This is a genomic window from Melioribacter sulfuriphilus (genome assembly GCF_052656625.1).
Genome location: NZ_JBQXXK010000001.1, coordinates 366,377 through 388,151, shown reverse-complemented (window position 1 = coordinate 388,151; position 21,775 = coordinate 366,377). Strand labels below are relative to the sequence as shown.

At 33.4% G+C, this 21,775-nt stretch carries 17 protein-coding genes; 1 reads left to right on the top strand and 16 read right to left on the bottom strand.

The genetic code is table 11. The features are described 5' to 3' along the window. Window positions 1-14 precede the first annotated feature (14 nt). Window positions 15-1,928: a response regulator gene (locus ACUN8G_RS01775; protein ID WP_437347083.1), complete on the top strand. Its 1,914-nt coding sequence runs from the start codon at window positions 15-17 to the stop codon at window positions 1,926-1,928. Window positions 1,929-1,977: 49 nt separating this feature from the next. Here the strand turns inward: ACUN8G_RS01775 and ACUN8G_RS01770 are convergent, their stop codons facing one another. The 16 genes from ACUN8G_RS01770 to motA form a co-directional block, all read right to left on the bottom strand. Beyond that, entirely contained in the window at window positions 1,978-2,262 is a 285-nt protein-coding gene (locus ACUN8G_RS01770; protein WP_437347082.1) for a flagellar biosynthesis anti-sigma factor FlgM, read from the bottom strand. After that, window positions 2,243-2,578: a hypothetical protein gene (locus ACUN8G_RS01765; protein WP_437347081.1), complete on the bottom strand. Its 336-nt coding sequence runs from the start codon at window positions 2,576-2,578 to the stop codon at window positions 2,243-2,245. Before ACUN8G_RS01765 ends, ACUN8G_RS01770 begins: the two co-directional genes overlap by 20 nt. 8 nt (window positions 2,579-2,586) lie before the next feature. Next, window positions 2,587-4,368 carry a flagellar filament capping protein FliD gene (gene fliD, locus ACUN8G_RS01760; protein ID WP_437347080.1) on the bottom strand — a complete coding sequence of 594 codons (1,782 nt, stop codon included), beginning with the start codon at window positions 4,366-4,368 and terminating at the stop codon, window positions 2,587-2,589. A 2-nt stretch (window positions 4,369-4,370) separates the two neighbouring features. Further along, window positions 4,371-4,703 carry a flagellar protein FliS gene (locus ACUN8G_RS01755; protein WP_437347079.1) on the bottom strand — a complete coding sequence of 111 codons (333 nt, stop codon included), beginning with the start codon at window positions 4,701-4,703 and terminating at the stop codon, window positions 4,371-4,373. Window positions 4,704-4,774: 71 nt separating this feature from the next. Further along, the gene (locus ACUN8G_RS01750) at window positions 4,775-5,605 is read right to left on the bottom strand and encodes a flagellin (protein WP_437347078.1); all 831 of its coding nucleotides are present in this window, start codon (window positions 5,603-5,605) and stop codon (window positions 4,775-4,777) included. A 238-nt stretch (window positions 5,606-5,843) separates the two neighbouring features. Beyond that, window positions 5,844-7,364 carry a tetratricopeptide repeat-containing glycosyltransferase family 2 protein gene (locus ACUN8G_RS01745; RefSeq protein WP_437347077.1) on the bottom strand — a complete coding sequence of 507 codons (1,521 nt, stop codon included), beginning with the start codon at window positions 7,362-7,364 and terminating at the stop codon, window positions 5,844-5,846. A gap of 2 nt (window positions 7,365-7,366) precedes the next feature. Then, entirely contained in the window at window positions 7,367-10,999 is a 3,633-nt protein-coding gene (locus tag ACUN8G_RS01740) for a glycosyltransferase (RefSeq protein ID WP_437347076.1), read from the bottom strand. Next, window positions 11,000-13,558 carry a methyltransferase domain-containing protein gene (locus ACUN8G_RS01735; RefSeq protein WP_437347075.1) on the bottom strand — a complete coding sequence of 853 codons (2,559 nt, stop codon included), beginning with the start codon at window positions 13,556-13,558 and terminating at the stop codon, window positions 11,000-11,002. Window positions 13,559-13,622: 64 nt separating this feature from the next. Beyond that, entirely contained in the window at window positions 13,623-14,528 is a 906-nt protein-coding gene (locus tag ACUN8G_RS01730; RefSeq protein ID WP_437347074.1) for a glycosyltransferase family 9 protein, read from the bottom strand. A gap of 135 nt (window positions 14,529-14,663) precedes the next feature. Further along, window positions 14,664-16,496 carry a hypothetical protein gene (locus ACUN8G_RS01725; RefSeq protein WP_437347073.1) on the bottom strand — a complete coding sequence of 611 codons (1,833 nt, stop codon included), beginning with the start codon at window positions 16,494-16,496 and terminating at the stop codon, window positions 14,664-14,666. Beyond that, window positions 16,497-18,353, bottom strand: coding sequence for a PAS domain-containing sensor histidine kinase (locus ACUN8G_RS01720; RefSeq protein WP_437347072.1), 1,857 nt, complete (start codon window positions 18,351-18,353; stop codon window positions 16,497-16,499). A gap of 3 nt (window positions 18,354-18,356) precedes the next feature. Beyond that, window positions 18,357-18,995 carry a hypothetical protein gene (locus tag ACUN8G_RS01715; protein WP_437347071.1) on the bottom strand — a complete coding sequence of 213 codons (639 nt, stop codon included), beginning with the start codon at window positions 18,993-18,995 and terminating at the stop codon, window positions 18,357-18,359. A 48-nt stretch (window positions 18,996-19,043) separates the two neighbouring features. Further along, window positions 19,044-19,697, bottom strand: a complete 654-nt coding sequence (locus tag ACUN8G_RS01710) for a response regulator (protein WP_437347070.1) — start codon at window positions 19,695-19,697, stop codon at window positions 19,044-19,046. Next, entirely contained in the window at window positions 19,687-20,094 is a 408-nt protein-coding gene (locus ACUN8G_RS01705) for a response regulator (RefSeq protein WP_437347069.1), read from the bottom strand. The genes ACUN8G_RS01710 and ACUN8G_RS01705 overlap by 11 nt, the downstream gene beginning before the upstream one ends. After that, window positions 20,095-20,919 (bottom strand): OmpA family protein, encoded by an 825-nt coding sequence (locus ACUN8G_RS01700; protein ID WP_437347068.1) that lies wholly within the window; start codon window positions 20,917-20,919, stop codon window positions 20,095-20,097. A gap of 1 nt (window position 20,920) precedes the next feature. Continuing rightward, on the bottom strand, window positions 20,921-21,775 hold the full coding sequence (gene motA / locus ACUN8G_RS01695) for a flagellar motor stator protein MotA (protein WP_437347067.1): 855 nt from the start codon (window positions 21,773-21,775) through the stop codon (window positions 20,921-20,923).

Sequence of the window (21,775 nt, the reverse complement as noted above, 5' to 3'; positions counted from 1 at the left end):
TGTGAGAGGGAATTATGGCTACCAAAATATTGATAGTTGAAGACGACGATAATCATTATGAATTACTGGAACGAGGATTCGATAAAAAACCCGGCGAATATATATTAAAAAGATGCGAGACACTAGCCGAAGCACTAAGAGCCATCGAAGAATTTAATCCAATGCTGATACTCGCCGATTGGAAACTACCTGATGGCAATGGTACATTTCTACTACAAAAAGACGACGACGGCAATTTACTTTTTCCACTTATATTAATGACAAGCTACGGTAACGAATCGATTGCCGTAGAATCAATTAAGCTTGGAGTAATGGACTATATTGTCAAATCGCCCGACACATTCCTCGACATAACCCATATTGTAGAACGCACTCTAAGAGAATGGAATCATCTTTTAGAAAAAAGAAAAATTGCTCTTGGTTTGAATCTTTTGTCACACGCAATTGAACAAAGTAGAGTAATTGTAGTTATTACAGACCATGAAGGTTATATTCAGTATGTCAATCCAAAATTCGAAAATATCACTGGATACAAAATTGAAGAAGCTCTTGGCAAAAAGCCATCGATTTTGAAATCGGGTAAAGTAAATCCGGAGATATATAAAAATTTATGGGAAACAATCTTATCCGGTAAATCGTGGCACGGCGAATTCCTGAACAAATCAAAATTTGGAGAATACTACTGGGAGTCGGCTACCATTTCCCCGATAAAAAGTATTAAAGGTAGAATTACACACTTTATTAAAATCTCCGAAGACATAACTGAAAAAAAGAATATGGAATTAACTCTAAAGGCAGCCTTAGAAAAGGCCGAAGAATCGAATATTCTTAAAACTTCCATTTTGAGCAATATGAATCACGAAATTCGCACACCTTTAATGGGCATTCTTGGAATGACCGAGTTAATGATGGAAGAAATTCAGGATGAAAATCTACGTGAAATGTTACTCCGCATTCGCAGCTCTGGCAAAAGATTAATGAAGACATTGAACTCAATACTTGAATTATCTGAGCTCGAAAGTAGTCAAATAAAAGTAAAACGGGAAGATTATAATCTTACACAAAACATCGAACTGATAATCGAACCTTACAAAGATATAATCCAGCAGAAAAAGCTTGAGCTTATACTTTCAATTACACCTGAGGAATTAATTGTTTCGGGCTATAAAGATTTTATAGAGCAGTCGATTTCGAATATTATTGACAATGCAATAAAGTACACTCCAAAGGGATCCATAACAGTTAGAATTAGTAAAGAGTCGATAGCGAAAAAAAATTTCGCTAAAATTATTATTTCTGATACAGGGATCGGGATACCGAAAAAGAAAATCGGATTAATTTTTCAAGAATTCCGTCAAGTAAGTGAAGGGACAAACAGATCATACGAAGGTGCAGGATTGGGATTAACTACTGCAAAAAAAATGATTGAACTAATGGATGGCTCACTTTCAGTCGAAAGCAATGAAGGAGAAGGTTCTACATTCACTATCCTCTTGCCTCTCGCACAAGAAACTGAAACTAAACAAGAATCAAAAAAAGAAAAGTTATCTTTCAACAAAAATAACTTTTCAATACTCTACGTTGAAGATAATATCATAAATCAAGAAGTAATAAAATCTTTTTTGAGTGAAAAAGCTGAAGTCGACAGTGCTCTGAACGCAAAAGAAGCTTTGAGAATGATTGTTCAGAAAAAGTATTCGATGATATTAATGGACATCCATCTTGGGATGGGAATGGACGGTATAAAACTCACAAAAGAATTGCGCAAGATAGAAGAATATAGAAATATTCCTATCATTGCCGTAACAGGTTATGCAAGTAATCTTGACCAAGAGCGATTTCATACCTGTGGGTTTAATAAAATTCTTGTAAAGCCATTCACTAAAGAAGAGTTATTAGAAGCTTTAGAAAGTGTTTTAAAAGAATAAAAAAAGGCGGACATATGCCCGCCCGAAGGAGTATGTATGAAATGATAAATTAACTTTCTTTTAATTCTTTTAAGATTGCCTCAGCTACTTTATTTATTACTTCATCTGAATCGTAAAACTTCGAGCTAATTTTTTGTTTAATTTCCTCCAATTTTTTAGACGCAGCTTCATTTTTTGCGAGTTCTCTTGCAGTTGAAGAAATTTCGATTTTGTCTGTATCCTTCGATTCAGGCTGTTTAACAGAAACCTTCTTCAACTGATTGGGATCATGCGTAAAAGTCGTATTATTTGATATTCCTTTTATATCCACTTTATCACCTGATATAATTGACAATTTTTCTCTGGCTGTTCAAGGCTGAAATTTCTTTTTCTACTTTTTTCAACTCACTCCTGAACTGCTCTATAATATTATCGTATTTTTCTTCAATAAGTTTAGCTTTTTTAAGGATATCCGGTTCATTTTTTTCGAAATATTCTTTTCCCCATTTTTTGCAAACATCTTTTTTAAGCTTCTGGATAACCATCATACTTTCCATAGCTTCCTGAAATTTATCGTCAAAATTATTTGTATTTATCGAATCGAGTTGCAATGTCAATAAATCCATCAACTGATTCATTGCCGCCAATTTATTTTTCAATTCACTATCCATAATAACCTCTAATAGCCTGTCGTTGACGAACTAAATAGAGAAAAATAATTTTGAGAAGATATAATCGATGCCAGCTGAACCTGCAATTTTTGATAACGGAGTCTGAGTGATTCGGCATACTTATCAATTCTTGTTTGAGCGGCTTCGATGCTTTCGCTTAGCGATGATATTGTGGAATCGTATGTCGACTTAGTCTTTGCGATATATCCATCAGCTCCCAGATACGGACTAATGCTGTCATACAATTTTGTGGCAATTCCACTGGTTGAAGTAAACAGCTCAATTACCTGATCGAGATTATCTTCAATAGCACTTTCGAGTTGGTCGGAATCAGACAATGACAGTCCACTATCGATATTGAAGGTGATGCCAATTTTTGATAATGTATTAATTTTATTTGAGGCTATACCGTCAACAGCCGAATATGCAACCGTATTTAACAAACTTATGAGTGTCGATGCAGTAGCATCACCTCTGAGAGAACCTCTTGATGTTTCTGTTGTTTTAGTCTGCTCTCTCAAATAACTGTAAAGGTCATTAAACTTTGTAATGAACTCGTTTATTTTATCTTTAATTTTCGATACATCTTTAGTAACACTAATATTAACGTCGGCATCTCCTGATTGCATAACAGATTTTAGCGTAATCGTAGTGCCCGAGATCAAATCTGTTATTACGTTCGAATTTCTTTCGACGTTAACGCCATTAAAGTTAAGTTTTGCATTAAGTAAATCTGTGGAATATATATAGCCAGGAGTATCATCTCCAACTGAACTGTTCTGTACAAACGATTGACGCGTAGCTCCAAGATTCAATCCGACGGCAGCCAATGCCGTTCCACTTCCTGTGTCTGAAAGGTCTGTTATTCGATAATCATAGCCGGAGTCTTGCGCGGTAATTCTTAACTGAGAACTACCGCTTGAAGGAGTAAATACGGAAGCATTTACCAGACCAGATGCACCCTTTTCCTTTGTAACACTGACACCCAATTCCGTTAGTAGTGTTCCTGTATCGTTTTTGATAGTAATATATTCGGATGAATCATTAACTGTAATTTTAAGCTGATAATCCGAGCCGTTCACAATTTTTTCGGCCGTAATACCATCTATATCATTTAGCTGAGTAACAATACTATCGAGCACGTCGCTGTATGTTCCTGCGGAATAATTTATAGTTGTTTCAGTGCCATTCAGATCAACGACGAACGAGCCACTTGATGCAGTACTACCCGTTACTGAATTTGAAAGAACAATTGCCTTATCGGTATTTATCGCGTTTTGAATTTTTGTCATCAAAGTTTCATTTGTGATGTAACCGGATGTAAAATCAGCAGCATCGAAAGTAACCGAAATTTTACTGATAAACTCACCGCCTTCACCGTCTCCGGTTTTTATTGTGAATTCGTGTGTTCCAGGTGCAGTAATTACAGCAGATGCAGCAGATGAACTCAAGTCAATCGATAATACGGCGTCGTTTTTCGCAAGTTGATTAATTCTGATTGTGTTATTCCCTTCAGTAGCACCTGTATTTGAAACTGCAGTAACAAAATCTGTATTTGATGACGAAGCGGCTTTGGAGTAAAATATTGAGTCGGATGCGGTGCTCTTTAAATCGTTCAGTAAGGATTTAAATAAGTCGAGCTTACTGCTAATTGTTGAATATGCAGAAACGATATTTTCGTATGAAGTTTTACGTGTAGTAAGTGGAGTTACTCTTTTTTGAGTTTCATTGGTAATGTAAGAATTGACCAGATTATTTATACCTGACGTTGTCAGAATATCGTAGGCCATTTTCAACCCATATTTTTAATAGCATCCAACCATGTCTGCTTTAATTCTGTCAATATTTTCAGGACAATTTCATTATTTTTTTTGCGCATTTGATCCTGACAAAATGTATAAAGGCGAAGCAGACCGGTAGAAATTTCTCGGGCAGCGGGATCATCAAAATTAAGTGAATTAATTAGAACCTGGATCGCCTCATTTGTTCTGATCATATCATTTTTATGACATTGCTGAATTGCAAAGTCGTATACTTTAAGGGTTAGTTCTTGAGGAGTTGAATTCTTTATCTGATTAATTAGATAAGGATTAGTTTTTTTAGTCAGATAGTTTGCTGTATACATGGCTTTCAGTAGTTTAGTTAATAAATTCCCTCTCCCCGAAGGGAGAGGGATCAGTCAGGAAAAATTCCCAATTAACGGAAGAGGCTCAATATCTGTTGAGGAGCAGTATTCATTTGAGCGACCATTGCAGTTGCTACCTGCGCACCAATTTGTCCTTTAGTAGCATTCAATTGTTCCATAGCAACATCGGCGTCGAAGATATTACTGATAGTAGCTGTGTTGTTGGCAATTGCTGCTGTGAGATATTCTTCTCGTGAATCGAGTGTCTGTCGTAAGTTACCGAGACGCAGCAATGAGTTCCGAACATTGGCTGCTACTGTTGTAGTATCAAAGTCCAGGACAGTTGAATCTGTAGTGCTTTGCAGATTACTGGTTCCAATTGCTGTTGCGAGTGTGCCTACATTTAAGTAGGAATTGCTAGCAAAATCTACAGAGAATGTAGAACCTCCAACGTCAAATGTTGCATCGGATAAAGCGGTAGAACCATCAGTACTTGCAAGCAACTGTGTACCGTTAATGTTGGTGTTCTTAAGTATAGAATCAATTTCTTTAGCGAGGGTTCTAATGTCATCGGCAATTGCAGCAGAATCTTTCAATGGATCATCTGCGTCGGTCTGTTTAGCTTTTATCTGGTTTAATTTGTCAGCAATCTGCTGTAAAGCGGATTCAGCGGTAGCCAGATAGTTTTTAGCCGAAGCAATGTTGTTCAACTGAGCTTTTTGTGTAAGAGTTTGAGCTTCGAGTTGTTTACCGACGTTATAACCGGATGTGTCGTCTGCAACGCTGTTGATTTTTTTCATTGTTGCAAGACGAAGCTGTGCTTTTTCAGTTTGTGCATTGATTTTTGCCAATGCATTGTAAGCATTAAGAGCACCAACGTTTGTGTTAATTGAGAATCCCATAATTACCTCCTTGTATTTTTTTTAAATTCGCTCAAGCATCCTTGCTTGAGCTTGTTGATTAATGAGATTTATTTCTCACTAATATTATCGCATAATGCTTATAAAAGTTTAGCAAATCCTTTATATAAATTTTATATCAATGTCAATAAATTATACAGTTAATGAAACTTTATAGAAAAGATTTGAATAAGAACATACATGTAATTAAAACTGAGAAGTCTGGTTCGGAGGGAGTAAATTATACAGCAATACTTTTTAACTTTTCCTTAATCAGTTTTACCTTCTGAATGATGTTCCCCATCTGACTGAAAGAATTTTCTAAGTGGTCAAAGATATGAATCGCCTCAGAATATTTTCTTGCTTTTAAATAAAATGATGCCAGATAAAAAAGTGCAGCTGGATCGTTATTAATAATCTCTTTGTTGTTTTCCATAAATTTTAATGCTTCTGAAATAGCGCCGGTTTGATCGTAGAGAAGTGCCAAATTTTTTATAGCCTCTGTATTTTTTGGATAGAGCGAATGAATGTAATTAAAAAGTCTGAACTTGATTTCATTATTCTTTTGTTGCTCAAGAACAGTAATTAGTAAATCGAGATTGTATTTGTTGATATTTTGTTCAATAATGTCGGCAATCTCTTCATTAATTTCTCTGCCGTTGAGAACATTTTCCATCAACTTAATAAGTCGAATTTTACGATTAGCACTTTCGTCTTTTACTATTCTGTATAGCTCTCTGATAAAGTATTCAGTATAATCTGGATCTTGCGTTTTAAATGAAAGATATAAGCCATAATAAATTATTTCTCTATCGTCAACAAAAATTGTTTGTTTATTGAACAACTCATTTTTGTTTATACATTTATTAGTTTCCATTGCTTTTTTTGCATACAGCTTGGCTTTGTACAAATTTTGCTGACGTAAATAGATTTTCGACATTAATAGATAATAATATGTCTGTCTTGGATTTAGTTCTATTGCCTTATCCATCAATTTTTCGGCATACATCGGATTAAAATTCGAATGCTCAATTTGTGCGAGGTAAGCATAAGCTTCTGCTTTAAGTATGTTATCAAAGTCTTGCTTGCTTATCAATTCAGAGAAAATTTCTCTGGCTTTATCATAATTTTCCAATATATAGTATGTCTGTCCAAGCTGGAATAAGCTATATGAAGATTTGCTTAGATTATATTCTTCTATCAGAAGTTCGAGATTTCTTTTTGCTTTTTTCTCTTTTTCTTCTTTAGCAATGTCATATCCGATGTGGTTAATTATAATTCTGGAATGCTGAATTTGATAGCCATTTTCAATCAGGGAGTCGGTAATTTGTTCGTGTACTTTACCGGCAAATTTAATGTCTGGCGAGTTTTTAAATAATCTCACATAACGTATAGAATAGTCTCTATCGTTTTCATTGTCGATATTCATTACGGTGCAAAAATAACCCGCCTTAGTAACTGTATTTAATATTTTCTTTAATTCAGGTAATGAATTAGTATCCAGTCGTTCATCGGCATCCAGATACAATATCCAGTCACCAGTAGACCTGGAAAGCGCATAATTTCTGGCAGCTGAAAAATCGTTTATCCAATCGAAATTATAGATCTTGGCGTTGTATTCTTTTGCGATAGAGATAGTATTATCTGTCGAACCGGTATCCACAATGACAATCTCATTTACAATATTCTTAACAGATTCAAGACAATCTTTCAGATATTTTTCTTCGTTTTTGACAATCATCGAAAGCGTTAGAGTTCCCATGGCTAACTCACCTCTAATGTTGAATGATTTAATTCGTAACCGAGCAAATTATTAACATTAGCCAAAGCATCGACTGCTGAAGTATTGTTGGGATCATTTTTAACTGCCCATTCGAACATTACTTTGGCTGCTTCTAAATTATTTTGCATCAGAAATACCTGTCCTAATCCAAAGCAAGCCGATGATGATTGTGGATTCAAGTTGAGTTCTTTTTCGAAGTAGTGCTGAGCATCTGAAATATTACTATTGGCAAGAAATATATTGCCGGCTAAATTCATTAGGTCATCATTATCAATAATACTAGCATTACCTTCTTTATAATTTTCTATTGCTTTTACTATGGATTCTTCAGCTAGCCTTAATTCATTATCTTTTAGAAATACCTTAGTTCTTTCGAAATACTGTTTGCAAAGATCAATATCTATAGGATAATATATTTGATGTGATTTTATACTTTTGTTTTGTAACCATATTTCATCAGGATCGGCTCCCCATTTTTCAACAAATTTTTTTCTATTAATTTCCAATCTTTTCTTGTATGCTTCAATACCGTTTGCTTTAAAACTCTTTGAACCATAGTGATGGATAAAAACGTCTTTTGCAATTACAGTTTTGAAGCCAGCTAATTGTGCTCTCAAACAGAAATCATCATCTTCAAAATTACCAGGAGTAAACCGTTCATCGAGCCCCCCAATTTTATCAATTACTTCTCGTTTTATTAAAGTACAAAGAAAAGCTACTCTCGGAAATTGCAAGATTATCCCTTTGTTCTTTTCTTTTAGCGACCTTGCATATTCATGCATTTCCTCAAGCGAATTATATTTGGCATTATTGTCTTTTTGCAGACCGCTTACCTCATTACTAAGAGGAGCTACGAGACCTATACAAGAATCACTTTCGGCAATTTCAATCATACGTTCTACTAAACCTTCTGTCAATACTGTATCATTATTCAGAACTAGTATATAATCACCCAAAGAGTTCAAGATACCTTGATTAATAGCTACAGGAAAACCGTAATTATATTCATTTCGATAATATTTTAGTAAGCCATCATTATTAAATAATTGTTTCATTGTCCCATCATTTGAAGCATTATCAATTAAGACTATCTCATAATTTTCAGTTACATACTTTTGAATACTTTGTATACATTTTTTTGTGTACTCAATTTGATTGTAAGCAACAATAATAATACTCACTTTTGGCGGAGATGAAAATTTGAGAGCAGAAGTACTTTTTAGAGACTGTTTGGTATGATTAAAAATGAATTGTATTCGCTTTCTCATTTGGCTGCTTGAATATTGAGAAGCTATAAGTTCTTTACCTTTAGCTGAAAATTTTGACCATAATTCTTTATTATTATATAACTCAACAACTAACTCGGCAAATTTTTCTGGGATATCACTTACATAGGCGTGTAGACCGTGCTCAATTCCCATTCCTTCCGCACCTATTGAAGTGGTTACAATTGGAAGTCCATTCGCGAGTGCTTCTCCTACTTTACCTTTATTACCTGCACCATACCTTAAAGGAACAACTTCAATACGGCACCTATCAATGTATTCTTTTACATCTGGCACCCATCCAGTGACGATAATATCATTACTATCAAGTACTTTTATGTTTTCCGATGGGTTATTACCTACAATAAATAATTTTATATCTGGAAGATTTAATTTTATTTTAGGGAATATTCTTTTTACAAAGAATAGAACCGCATCTTCATTCGGTTTATGATTAAAGTTACCTACAAATAGTAAGTCTTTCCTATCCTTATAGGAAGGAGTATTTTCTCTTATAATATGAACATCCGTTAATATGAAGATAGGTTTATCTTTAATATACTTCCTTAATTCAGCTCTGTCTGATTCAGTTACAGTAGTAATTACATCTGCCTTTGAATAAACTAATAACTCCCTTTTTTTATTTTCTTTTATTTTTTCCATTAATATCGCATTATTTGAAAGAGCGCATTCACGTTCTTCTCTAAGATAGTGTATATCCATAGTATCAATTAAAATTGGGATGTTAGGTACTTGCGATTTAATAATGTCGATAAAGTATTCAGCTATGTGCCAGAACGCAATGTATATAAAATCATAATAGCGATCTCTAAGTTCAAGTGATGCTATTAATGACTTAATATAATTGTTTCCCTCTTCTGTGTATCTAATATTATACCAATACTCATAGTTAAACCAAATAAATTCAACACCACGCATTCTAAAATCAGTTAGATATCTTAAAGCATAGTAATCAGTATATTGTTGACCCATTAAATGAACATAAGTTACCTTATAGCCGAGGTTAATCATTTCATTAAGAGTATGGAAATGTCTTAACGCACCAGCTGCCCTATCTGGAAGTGGCGGTATATCATCGATTATAAGAATTCTTTTACCTTTATTTCTATCAGAGAATAAAAACCTTAAATTTGGGTTGCTGGGATATTGTTTTTTTAATTCTGTTCGCCATTTCTCAATAAACTTAGAAGAATTAACAACCTGATATTTCTTAAAACCAGAATTGAGGTCTGTCCCAGCGGTAGTTCCTTCGTGATGAATTACTTTGGAAAACGGATTGTAATAAACTTTATAACCGATTTTTCTTACACTAAAACACAAGTCAGTATCTTCATAATATGCAGGCGAGTATCTTTCATCAAATTTTCCGATTTGGTCAAATAAATCTTTTCGTATCATCAAGGCGGCTCCAGAGCAATAATCAACTTCTCTGCAATATGAGTATTTTGAATCATTCGGTGAATTACCTCTTCCGTAATTCCAGCCTGAAGCATCATTAAATATTATGCCTCCAGCTTCCTGAAGTTTACCATCGGGGTAAATCAGCATTGAACCTGCAGCTCCTGCATCTTTATGATAATCAAATGTATGAAGGAGATGATTTAACCATCCCTGCTGCGGTTCCGTATCATTATTAAGAAATACTATGTAATCACCTAACGCAAATTGACTTGCATAGTTGTTACCTTTTACAAATCCCAGATTTGTATTTGAACGAATTAATTTAATGGCTTCACCAAAACTCAAAAGATAGTCAGGTGTATCATCAACAGAACCATTGTCAAGAACAATTACTTCATAATTTTCATAGTTTGTATTTTCAAACAATGCACTGAGACATTTTTTGGTGAAATCAACCTTATTATAGCAAAGAATTATTATTGATATAAGAGGTAAAGATTTTTTTTCCTCAAGCAGAATTTTTGAACTTGACAATAAAAAAGATTTGTTTTGCTTTTCTATTTCTCGGAGCTTGAGAGATATATTTTTGAGCAGATGCTTGAGCTCAGGATTTACAGAGTAAATTTTATTTAATAAAAGTATTGCTTCCTGTTGTCTGTTAGTTTTCCAAAAGATTTCGGCTAAATAAAATAAACAATTAAACTGTTTTATGGAATTATCTACTAACTCACAAAATAATTTTTCAGCATTCTCTAACTCATTGCGAAAGAAATATTCACGTGCAAGATAAAATTTTAAGAAGCTTTTATTTTCTTTAGATAAATTATTATTGTCCAGAAGTGAGATTATGAAGTTGACAGTTTCATCTGAGCGTGATGAATCATAAAGACTTTGAAGGTCATTTAAGAACTTCTGATTTTCAAACATCTATTCATCCCCTTTCTCTGCTATAAAAAATATTTGTTCACCACCTAGATAGCCATACTCCTTTGAGTAAGTGAAAAGCGCATATGAAGTTTTATATCCGGCGGCTTTAAGTTCATCCAGCAGTTCCCAGCCAAAGTGATAATAGCATAAGCAACCATCAGTTCTGCCTAACGGGTCGCCATGGTATTCTGGTGGTAGAATATGATTAATACTGCCATCCTGATTGATAACAGCTCTTATAAGATTCTTTTTTTCATTTCTGTCAAAAGGTACAGTGAAGAAAAATTTTCCATTTTTTTTTAGTACCCTGTAACTTTCTCTTATAGCTTTTTTATAATTAGGGATATGCTCAAGTACTTCTAGTGAAATTATTAAGTCAAACTGCTCATCTCTAAATGATAAACTCGTGAAATCTTCATTTCTTATCCCATTATGATTTATATGTCCTGGCGGAACTTCGCTGCCTAAAAATTCACTTCCAATGATTTGAGGATTTTTTTGTTGTAAAAGTCTGAACAAGATTGTTGTCTGCTCTGTTGCATAAACAGAAATTTCTTTGAAATTGGGAAATATTTCTTTGATTATATGATACGTTAGTCTCATCCGGTTGTTTAGATTACAATTCGGACATATTAGTCTTTCTCTCCAGTTAGGGACACGCTCGCCATTAATGTTATATGCTTTCCAGTAATCTACTTTGAAAGGCATAATATCGTCACAAACAATACAAAAGCCGTTATAAGTAAATTCTTCAGCATTAGAATCTATTATTTCTCTTTCTAGTCTTTCTCTCTTTTTGAATTCTAGTCTTGTTCTGTGTTCATAATTAATAAATTCTTGATAATTATTGATTTTGGTAAAAGATAAGGGGATCTTAAAATTTTTCCTAAGTCTCTCTGCAACATAATCTTTTTCTAAAAACTTATAATCAATTAAATAGGATATATTATTCCATGCTATTTCATTATTAGGATTTATCAGAAGGACTGAGATAATATTATCTAGCGCCTCTAAATAATCCCTTCTTAAAATTTTTATATATGCTAGGTCATTTAATGCATCTTGATTACAAGACTCATCAGAAAGTATTCGTGATAAGATTTTTTCTGCATCTTCAAGTTTCCTTTGGTTGATTAGCTTTTCGGCCTCCCAAAGAAGACTACGATTGTTAAATGGTAATTTGTCATTAAAATTTTTTTCATTATACCATCCTTGATTTTTATTTTTCTCAGGTTTGATAGGAGTTGCAATCACATTTATATTGCATGGAATAGGCTCATCTTCCCAATTAACATTTTTAATTGAGATAACATCAAAACCGGTATCTTTTAATAACTGAATTATTTTTTCTTTTGTGAATATATCTTTATGTATTTGGCCCAATTTATTTCCAGAGTTATATTCTCCATGCGTATATCTCGATACTTCATACAAATTAAATACTTCACTGACATTACCCGGCTTCTTATTTACATAAGCATCCACAACTATATCAAAATCTGGAATAGAATTGATAATTAATTTGCCTCCAGGTTTTAGAATTCTCCTCCATTCCTTTAATGCAGGAATTTGCTCGAAAGTATAAAGATGTTCAAATACTGCGTTCATAAATATTTCATCAACTGAATCATCTTTAAAGTAGTCAAGATTTGTAATATCAAGTTTTAGTTCTGCATTATTATTATAAAGGTCAATATTTATATAGTCATCTAATATTTTATCGCCACAACCCAGGTGTAATTTTATCATATCAGAACTATAGATTTTATCATAATAAAATAGTTTGCCATAACTTCTCAGTTTTGATACAAGTTTTTTACCAAATTTATTAACATCAAATAGTTGGAGTCCTCTCCAAGTCTCTGGATATACTGGATGAAAGTTTTTTATGTACGGATTGAATTTTAAATAAATCTCCCGATACCATTTATCCCAATCTATATCATTAGCATGCATGAAACTATTTACTTTTGTCCAAATTTGCTCGTCTGTTTCTCTTACATATGAAAAATGAATTATCTCAGGATTATCATATGGCATCGTTGTTTCTTGTAAATTGATCTTTCTTGCAAATGTAAACGCTGCTTCTAAAGTTGGTTTTACATAAAATAAATTTGTTTCATATGGAGGAGAGACACAAAAACTAGCATCTTTGATGAAGGTTAAATAAGGGATTCTTAAAGCTAAGGGATTATGCTCTTTAATAAAATTTATTATTTTTTCAAAAGATCCCGGTAGGAAAATTTCGTCACAGTCAACAATAAACGCTCCACAATGTCCTTTGGATTTCGAAATTGTTAATAAAAAATTTCTTTGAGTTTGTTCATCGGGGAAAATATCGCTGTATATAGATATTTTATCACCAAATTTCTCTTTTACTTTTTGGATGACTTTTTCTGTTTCTTTTAAATCAACTGCCTCACCGTACCATGGTTTGAGTGTCCTTGCGATTAAAATTTCATCAACATATGGATAAACACTTTCTATAGATTCTTCAAGGAAAAAATCATAAGTATATAATACGTAATGTGCTGCGTAAGTATTTTTTTGTGTATACATAATTCATTATCCAATGAAATAATAAAATAAGTTGTTATTAATAATTGTAACATCTACTATTAATTTAGCTAACCAATGATATTTCTTTACTAATTTTAAAATTATTAAACTCATGTAAAACTTTATCCAGGCTAATTGCTTTTACTGCTTTTTCACTATATCCATTTTTATAAAAAAACTCTTTTAAATATGGAGATATAATTTTTTTTTGAATTCCATAATCATAGATTTCACTTGCACTTGTACATAAAAAAAGTGTAATACAATAAATATTTGAACCTAGTGCCAAATGCATTGGTAAGCTGTCTCCACTTATAAGTAATTTATGGTTTTTAATATCAGCAAGATGCATTAGTAATGAAGGTCGATGTGGTAATACATTTACATTCCAACCTTTTTTAATTAAAATCGAAATTAGGTCATTATAAAATGCCCAATTTTTCATTGGCCACCTTTCTCCAGCAGTAGGAGCTATAGCAATATCACCAATTAAATATGACTCTGGAGTCTTCGGTAAAATGTATTGTTCACCTACGAAATTATATCCTAGTCCTTTAAATATAATTTCTTGAAAAGATAATTTATTATTGAATTTTAATTCATCTGCTTTATCTTTACCGTATCTGCTAATAAGACTCATATCAAACCAACCAGCAGAATCTTCCGTATATACTAACTTATTATTATTGTCTAAATAACAACCAAAAATTTCTTTTGATTTTAACATTGATACTATTTGTGCAGCCTTAATATTATCCTCTAAATTTATTATTAAATCGTAATTATGGAATTTAACTTCTTTGATATTTGAGAGCGTCAGTACTCTTGATATCATTGGATTATCATTAAGAAGGACAGCGTTTTGATCTGAAGTAATCCAATCTATATTTTCATTTTTGAATAAATGCAAGAGTGGAGTAGTCCTCACTACATCTCCTGAAGCACCAAATTTTAAAATCAGTATTTTCACATCATTGTTCATTTTGTTATTTTCTTATACTTGTCTTTCAAAAAAAATGCCATGCATATTTCTATTCTTATCCAATCATTTTGAATATTCATATGAATAATATTGGTGTGATGGCTAATATTAGACAGGCAGTACTTATCGGACAGTGTTGAGTGTTTCTGTAAATTTCTTGATATTTTCTTCTATCTCTTCAGTTATACGCTTACGATGTTTCTCTCTTTCTTCCTGTATTTCATCAATTTGTTTTTTGTGCTGTTCTATACTGGCTGTGATGCTATTCCTCATTATCGTCTCTTTGTCTTTTGAGTATTCCTCTGCTTCTTTTATAAGGCGATCCCTCTGTAATTTCAAACTATTAAGTTTTTTTACAAGTTTTTGTTTCTCATCGATCCTATCAATTAATACAAAACCTGCTATGACTCCAGAAATTAATACACCGATTAGGAAACTTATAATTCCCCACCTTAGTCCTGATATTATTATCATCATGATCGTGGAATTATATCCTGCAGAATATCCAACCGCTTCGTTTGAATACCCCGCCAAACCACCAATTAAAAATACTATAAGCGCAATAATTGTATTATTAACCATATTTGCCGAAAATGATTTTGCTGGGTTATATCTTTCAATGTGTGGTAACTGCAGTATTCTTTCTTCTATAATTTGCTTTTCATCTTCGTAATTCGAATTAATGTTTTTAATTGTTTCGTCTAAGTTACTTTTAACCTTTTCATGGAATGTATCTAATTCTTTTTTCAAACGTTTAATTGTTTCTGAATAGTCATTTATCGCTTTATCGTATTTGACAAGACTCTGTTCAATTTCCTTGTATTCTCTCTTTTTCTTTTCTTCGATAATCAGATCGAGCACTTCATCATATTTACGTCTAAATTCAGGATACATACCAATTATAAGCGTGTTGTTGGATTCAGCATAAGTTTTAATAATCTTATCCAGCAGTGTAAAATGCTTATTTATATCTTCTGTAATGTACTCGTCGACTTTTAATTCTTTTAACAGCGTAATTTTATCTGCTATTTTCTTTAAAGAATTTTCTTCAGTTAATCTGTATTGACTCAGGGTATCTGATATTAATTGTGCCGCCGGTGCAAAATCCTTTTCGTAAAATAAATTGTAAACCAGAGCATTTATCAGGAAATAGTTGAACATACCGAAATTGTTTACATCAAGGGCTACAATCATTCTATGAAAATCGTATGTAATTACCTCTCGAATGTAGTACTCAACAATTTCTCTATTGTTTAATTTTAGTTCACACAAAGCACTGTAAATTTTAGCAGTTATGCCGTTTTGTTTTGTTTCAACAGCCTCTTTAAAAAGATTATTTGCATCTGCATATTTCTTTTCTTTGAGATAAAGAAATCCATGGAAAAGATTTACGATATAAAGCAATTCATGCAATACCTGATCTTGCAATTTCAAAGTCGATACCATCTGTTTTACTTCGTTGAAGAGACCGTCTGCCTTTTGAAAATTATAAATAGCGTTATGATATGTATGAAGTATCGCCTGAATAATGAACTTAAAGAAATTATGTTTATAAATATCGCGTTCAATAAAACTCATCGTCAGGTTGGCATAGTATTCTTTTTCGCCTCTTATTTGTGCCGTTGCCCATTTGGAATAATTCTCTTTAATCGATTTGTGCAAATCGAAATATTTAGCTCGGTTGAAATTTGCTTTCATATATTCTTCAATTTGCGCCAGCAACCAGGAATCATAAACCCAATAAATAGGCGCAACGTTGAAGGGAATGAAAATTTCTTTGAGTTCTTCAGGAATGTCAAAAGATAATATCTTAATATTGTCTTTAATATGTTTTATATAATCGAACTCCCCTTTAAAAGAGAGTTCAAATAACTCTCTACCGAGTTTATAGAACTTCGGGATAATTTCTCCTTTATCACTGGTCTTTACAATATGGTTCTCTAAGGCTTCGGGCATTTATTCCCTTCCGTAATCTTTGTATTCAAAAGTAATCACAATTTGAGTACCTTTATTCTTCTCACTATTAATTTCGAAATTTCCGTTCATAAGTTTAGTCAACTTGTAAGCAATCGTCAGCCCCAGTCCTAATCCTTCATAAGGTCTGGTGTAACCTTCAACTTCCTGACTGAAAGGAGATAATAGTCGCTCTATATCTCCTGGATTCATACCGATACCGCTGTCTTCAATTATAATTCTAATTTTTGTTCCTTCAATTCTGCTGCCCAGATAAACATATCCTTTATGAGTATATTTAATGGCGTTGTCAACCAGCAGTTCTATAATTTTCTCAAGTTTTACCCAGTCAACTTCAATCATGGCTTCGCTATCACTCAGCTCCATTCTGAATTCGAGCCCTTTCTTCTCGGCTTCTCTATATTTCTTGTCGTAGACGTGCTTAATTATCTGATTACAGTTTAGAACAACATTTTCAATTTCGATTTCGCCCGATTCAATCTGCGATAAGTCTACAATATTTGTAAATAATTCTAGAACGCGTCCCAATACATCTTTCATTTGTTCCGTTATTTCTTTTATGGCGACGTAATCTTTTGCTTCGAGGCAATCGTTGATAATCTCTGAGTAACCAATAATTCCGTTAAATGGGGTTCTGATTTCGTGCGAAATATTAGCCAAAAAATTCGACTTCATTTTATTTAATTGGACTTCTTTCAGATAGCTTACTTCGAGCTGTTCCCTGTATTTCTTCTCTTCTGTTATGTCCTTTAGAGTAACTATGAATATTTTGTCGTCGCCAGCACCTGCATTTGTATACGTTACTTTGCAATTATAATGCCTATCTTTTTTACACTCGTAACCAAATTCATATAATTCCAGAGGACCGTTTTCTATCTCAGAAATCGACTGTTGAATTTTATTATATAAATCTTCTGAAATAATATCACTTAATTTTTGGTTCATTATTTCGGACTTGTTCAGTTCAAACAATCTACAAAAATTATCGTTGGCATTGTCCAATACGAGATTGCCATTTTCTCTGCGAGTTATTAAAAGGAGGTCCGAAATGTTTTCGATAATGAGCTTTTGTTTCTTTTCTGATTGTTCGATTATTTGTTTTTGATAAATAATCTCAGTTAAATCGTGTGCACTTATAATAAAACCACTGTATCGATTATATGTGGCGACAAAGGGATGAAGATGTATGTCCCAGAATTCTTCCTTTTCTTTTCCTTTCAAAGTTATGATTTTTTTCCAACCAGTTTTAGAATCGACAGCCCGCAAAAACAAGTCATACTCGTCGTTCAAAAATTCTTTAAATAGTGTTTTAATGTTTAGATAAAAGAGCTCTTCAATACTTTTATCGAGTATGTTTTCAACTGAATGAGTTGCAAAAACAATGTTTCCTTTGTCATCCGCAATTATTATGGGAACATTTCCTAAGTCGAGTGCCGTGTGGAGTGAATCGATTTTCCATTCGATTTCCTTGCGATTTTTCTGGGTGTCGACGTTGATTAGAAAAAACTGTTCCCCTTTTATAAATATTCTTTCTATATCAACCTGAAATGGATTTGACCCATTATCATAATCTGTATTAATAGTAACGTCGAATGTTAAATTCCTGAAATTCTTATTGAGGAACCCTTTAATAAGAAATAAAAATTCTGAGGTTGGATTTAATCGGTGTAGGCTGTCATTGATATTTAAATGAAAAATATCGGTGAAGAGCGAATTGCAATACAGTATATTCAAAGAAGAGTCGACAATAACAATTGCCCTGCTTGCCGGCAATTCCTTATAGAGCTTTAAATCCTCAACGAAATTCGTATTATCTTCTGCAATGTATTTATTATGCATAAACTATTTTATCTGAATACTTTTTATTTTGAAATCATGCTCGACACCTTCATTACTTGTTATATCTATCTTTTTAGATAAATATGTCTCAATAAATCTCAGGAGGCAATTGTTTAAAAAGAAGAATTCTTCTTTCAATTCATTTTTAGAATCCGCATAAAGAGTATCGAGCGTTAAGGAGTCGGTAATGATATTCGGTTTCGAAAGAGTAACTTCCTTGATATGCTCGAAAAAGGCTTTCAGTTTGTCCATTTTTTGGGAGGAAATGATATTTTTTTTAGTCTCAGAGAGAGGAGCGGAAAGGCTTATCGTTATAGTAACTTCAGTTGAATATTTATTTACTGATTTGCTTACCCGATAATTGATCTGACGATATTTTGATAATTCGATTAATTCGAGCGAGGCGACAAATAAAAAATTCTCATATTCAAATGAAATTTCAATTTTATCATTGCTGCTGCTAAAATTGTTCAATTTCCAGCCGTAACTGGATAATAATGCAGTGGCTGGCGAAATTGAAACTGTGTCGTTGTTAATTATTGAAGAAAAGGCATAAGGATTGCTTTTGCGATTGAGCTTATAGTTACCGCTGGATTTTTTATAATCGGTATTAGGACTAATATTGACTATTTTTTCGAGCATACCTTTTCCTCCGATATTATTATCGAAGGAAAAGGCAAATTCTTTAGATTAGTCGGTTTTGATCATTCTGTTTTCGTCAATATAGTCGACTACCTCTGGATTTTTGAGATAAATCAATTGCTGAACGAATTTGTTAATTCTTTCGACAGATTCTTTCATTACTTTGAGGTCGTCGGCCAATTTCAATTTATTTTCGTCACTAAGTTCATTTTCAATGGATTTTAACGAAAGCATTAAACTACTGAGAGGATTATTAATTTTATGTCCGATTGTGCAGGCAAGGTCGACAACGGCTTTACTATGTTCCGCATTTTTTAATTCATTTTGAAGGTTATAAATGCGGATTCCTGACCTGATGCGGGCAAGCAATTCCTGATTTTCAACCGGTTTTACCAGAAAATCATCTGCACCAATATCAAGTCCCATTATTCGATCTTTCAATGACGAACGCGCTGTCAATATAATAAAATAGATCGTCTTTAATTTTTCATCCGCCTTTAAAATATTACAAAGCGAAAGTCCGTCTAATACAGGCATTGTCCAATCTGCAAGTATTACTTTCGGACTAAAATTTTTCAATATTTCGAGCGCATCCTCGCCATTAATCGCAGTTGCCACTTCATAATTGTTACGAGTAAGTAGTTTCTCCAGTATAAATCTGGTATCTTTTTCATCTTCTACAACAAGAATTTTATCTTTCATATACCAACCTGTTTACTTTTTGTAAAAATAAGTCGATACTCACTATCGGTTTCAGGACGTAATCGTCTGCTTTGCTTTCAATTAATAAACTGCCGCCATCTTTGCTCTTCGAGTATGCTGTAACTAAGAGTATTGGCACGTTTAAATTAACAAAATTTTCTTTAATATACCGCGAAAGTTTAGAACCGTCGATTTTTTCTTTTCCCAGATATGTATTTCTTAGACTTACGTCCATTATAATCAAAGCTACATCATTACCATTGAGATAAGAAAAAAGCTCCTCAGTATCTTCCGTAATAATGGTATCAAATCCAATTTTGTCGAATAAAATTCGGTAAAAATCCTGTAATAGTTGGTCGTCTTCAATGATCAATATTTTTTTCTTATCAGATGTCATTTAATCATTTGAATATTTGAGAGTGATGCTTATTCTTCTGTTAATTGAGCTGTAAGGATCATTCTGGTCACGCAGGCGTGTATCGGCATAGCCACTAATTTCATCGATCTGTTTTTCGGAAACACCTGCTGCCACAAGAACGCGTTTGGCTGCATTAGCTCTATCAGTACTGAGTTCAAAGTTAGTATATCCAGTACCGTCATTTCTATACTGCCGTGCATCAGTATGTCCTTCGATAATAATTTTATTATTCATTTTAGAAATTTCTGTACCTATTTTACTTAAGATGCGCCTAGCTTCAGGTTTTAGTTCAGCAGTGCCAACTTCAAAAAAGATATCGTTAGCAGAATCGATTAATTCAATTCTTAAACCTTCTTTGACAACCTCGATTTTAACCTGGTCGGAAAGGTTTTCTAATTCTGTTTCTTTGGCAAGTTCTTCCTTTAATTTTTCTCCCATCTTTTCGAGTTCTTGTCGTTCTAATTCTTTCCTCTCGATTTCCGAGAGAATTTTGGAATCTATTAAAGAATTTGAATTGCCTTCAAGAATGCTTTTACCTTTAGTTGAAAAACCAATAGGGTCGCTAAAGTAGCCAGCTACAGCTTCTTTAACTTCTTCGCTTTGACCGAGAACCCACAGCACAATAAAAAGAGCCATCATGGCCGTCACAAAATCGGCATAAGCTACTTTCCAGGCTCCGCCATGATGTCCTCCATCGACCTTTTTTATTTTTTTTATTATTGGTGGTTGTTCGTCGTACGAAATACTCTGAGGAGGCTCTTCCTGCTTTTTTAATGTGGGTCTTTTATTCGATGCCTCAGCCATTTTATTTCTTACCTCTTAAAGCATTTTCAAGTTCACTGAAAGTAGGACGGTGATCTGAAAAGATTGTGCGCCTTGCCATTTCAGCTGCTACAAAAGGAGGATTCCCCTTTGCATAAGCAAGTATGAATGTCTTTATTATTTTCAATTCCTGGACTTTGTCTGCTACAATATGATGCAGGTTTGCAGAAATTGGGTTGACAAAACCGTAAGAAAGCAGAACTCCTAAAAATGTACCTACTAATGCTGCAGCTACGTGGTGACCTACAGCTTCGGCTCCTTCATTAATTGAACCCATGGTAATAATTACACCGAGTACTGCCGCTACAATACCAAGACCTGGTAACGAATCACCGACACGGCCAATAGTTTCTGAGACAGGCTTATTTTCGAGTTCAAATGTTTCAATCTCTGCATCCATTAAGTTTTCGAGTTCATGCGGAGGTACTGAACCTGCCAACATCACTTTCATTGTATCGCAAAAAAAATCTTTTTTAATTGGATCCTCTATCAATAGTTTACTCTTCGATAGGATGTCGCTTTTATCCGGTTGTTCGATATGTTTTTCAATTGCCAACAAACCTTCTCTTTGTGCAGTAAGAAAGAGCATACTGAAGGCTTTCAGCATCTCAATGTAATCTTCTTTAGAAGCAGAATGACCTTTGAAAAGTGTAGGTAATTGTGCTATTATTTTTTTCAACAGTACAGGTGGAGACGCAATTAAAATACTTCCGATTGCGGCACCTCCAATTGTAATAAATTCGGAAATCTGAATAAGAAGTACAAGATTACCGCCTGCAATGGTAAAACCCGCAACTACTGAAATAAATACTACAGCAATACCTACAATTACGAACAT

Excerpts from the sequence above, each read along its gene's own strand:
- ACUN8G_RS01775 (WP_437347083.1), top strand. The coding sequence starts at position 15 with ATGGCTACCAAAATATTGATAGTTGAAGACGACGATAATCATTATGAA.
- ACUN8G_RS01765 (WP_437347081.1), bottom strand. The coding sequence starts at position 2,578 with ATGGATAGTGAATTGAAAAATAAATTGGCGGCAATGAATCAGTTGATG.
- fliD (WP_437347080.1), bottom strand. The coding sequence starts at position 4,368 with ATGGCCTACGATATTCTGACAACGTCAGGTATAAATAATCTGGTCAAT.
- ACUN8G_RS01755 (WP_437347079.1), bottom strand. The coding sequence starts at position 4,703 with ATGTATACAGCAAACTATCTGACTAAAAAAACTAATCCTTATCTAATT.
- ACUN8G_RS01750 (WP_437347078.1), bottom strand. The coding sequence starts at position 5,605 with ATGGGATTCTCAATTAACACAAACGTTGGTGCTCTTAATGCTTACAAT.
- ACUN8G_RS01745 (WP_437347077.1), bottom strand. The coding sequence starts at position 7,364 with ATGGGAACTCTAACGCTTTCGATGATTGTCAAAAACGAAGAAAAATAT.
- ACUN8G_RS01740 (WP_437347076.1), bottom strand. The coding sequence starts at position 10,999 with ATGTTTGAAAATCAGAAGTTCTTAAATGACCTTCAAAGTCTTTATGAT.
- ACUN8G_RS01735 (WP_437347075.1), bottom strand. The coding sequence starts at position 13,558 with ATGTATACACAAAAAAATACTTACGCAGCACATTACGTATTATATACT.
- ACUN8G_RS01725 (WP_437347073.1), bottom strand. The coding sequence starts at position 16,496 with ATGCCCGAAGCCTTAGAGAACCATATTGTAAAGACCAGTGATAAAGGA.
- ACUN8G_RS01720 (WP_437347072.1), bottom strand. The coding sequence starts at position 18,353 with ATGCATAATAAATACATTGCAGAAGATAATACGAATTTCGTTGAGGAT.
- ACUN8G_RS01715 (WP_437347071.1), bottom strand. The coding sequence starts at position 18,995 with ATGCTCGAAAAAATAGTCAATATTAGTCCTAATACCGATTATAAAAAA.
- ACUN8G_RS01710 (WP_437347070.1), bottom strand. The coding sequence starts at position 19,697 with ATGAAAGATAAAATTCTTGTTGTAGAAGATGAAAAAGATACCAGATTT.
- ACUN8G_RS01705 (WP_437347069.1), bottom strand. The coding sequence starts at position 20,094 with ATGACATCTGATAAGAAAAAAATATTGATCATTGAAGACGACCAACTA.
- ACUN8G_RS01700 (WP_437347068.1), bottom strand. The coding sequence starts at position 20,919 with ATGGCTGAGGCATCGAATAAAAGACCCACATTAAAAAAGCAGGAAGAG.
- motA (WP_437347067.1), bottom strand. The coding sequence starts at position 21,775 with ATGTTCGTAATTGTAGGTATTGCTGTAGTATTTATTTCAGTAGTTGCG.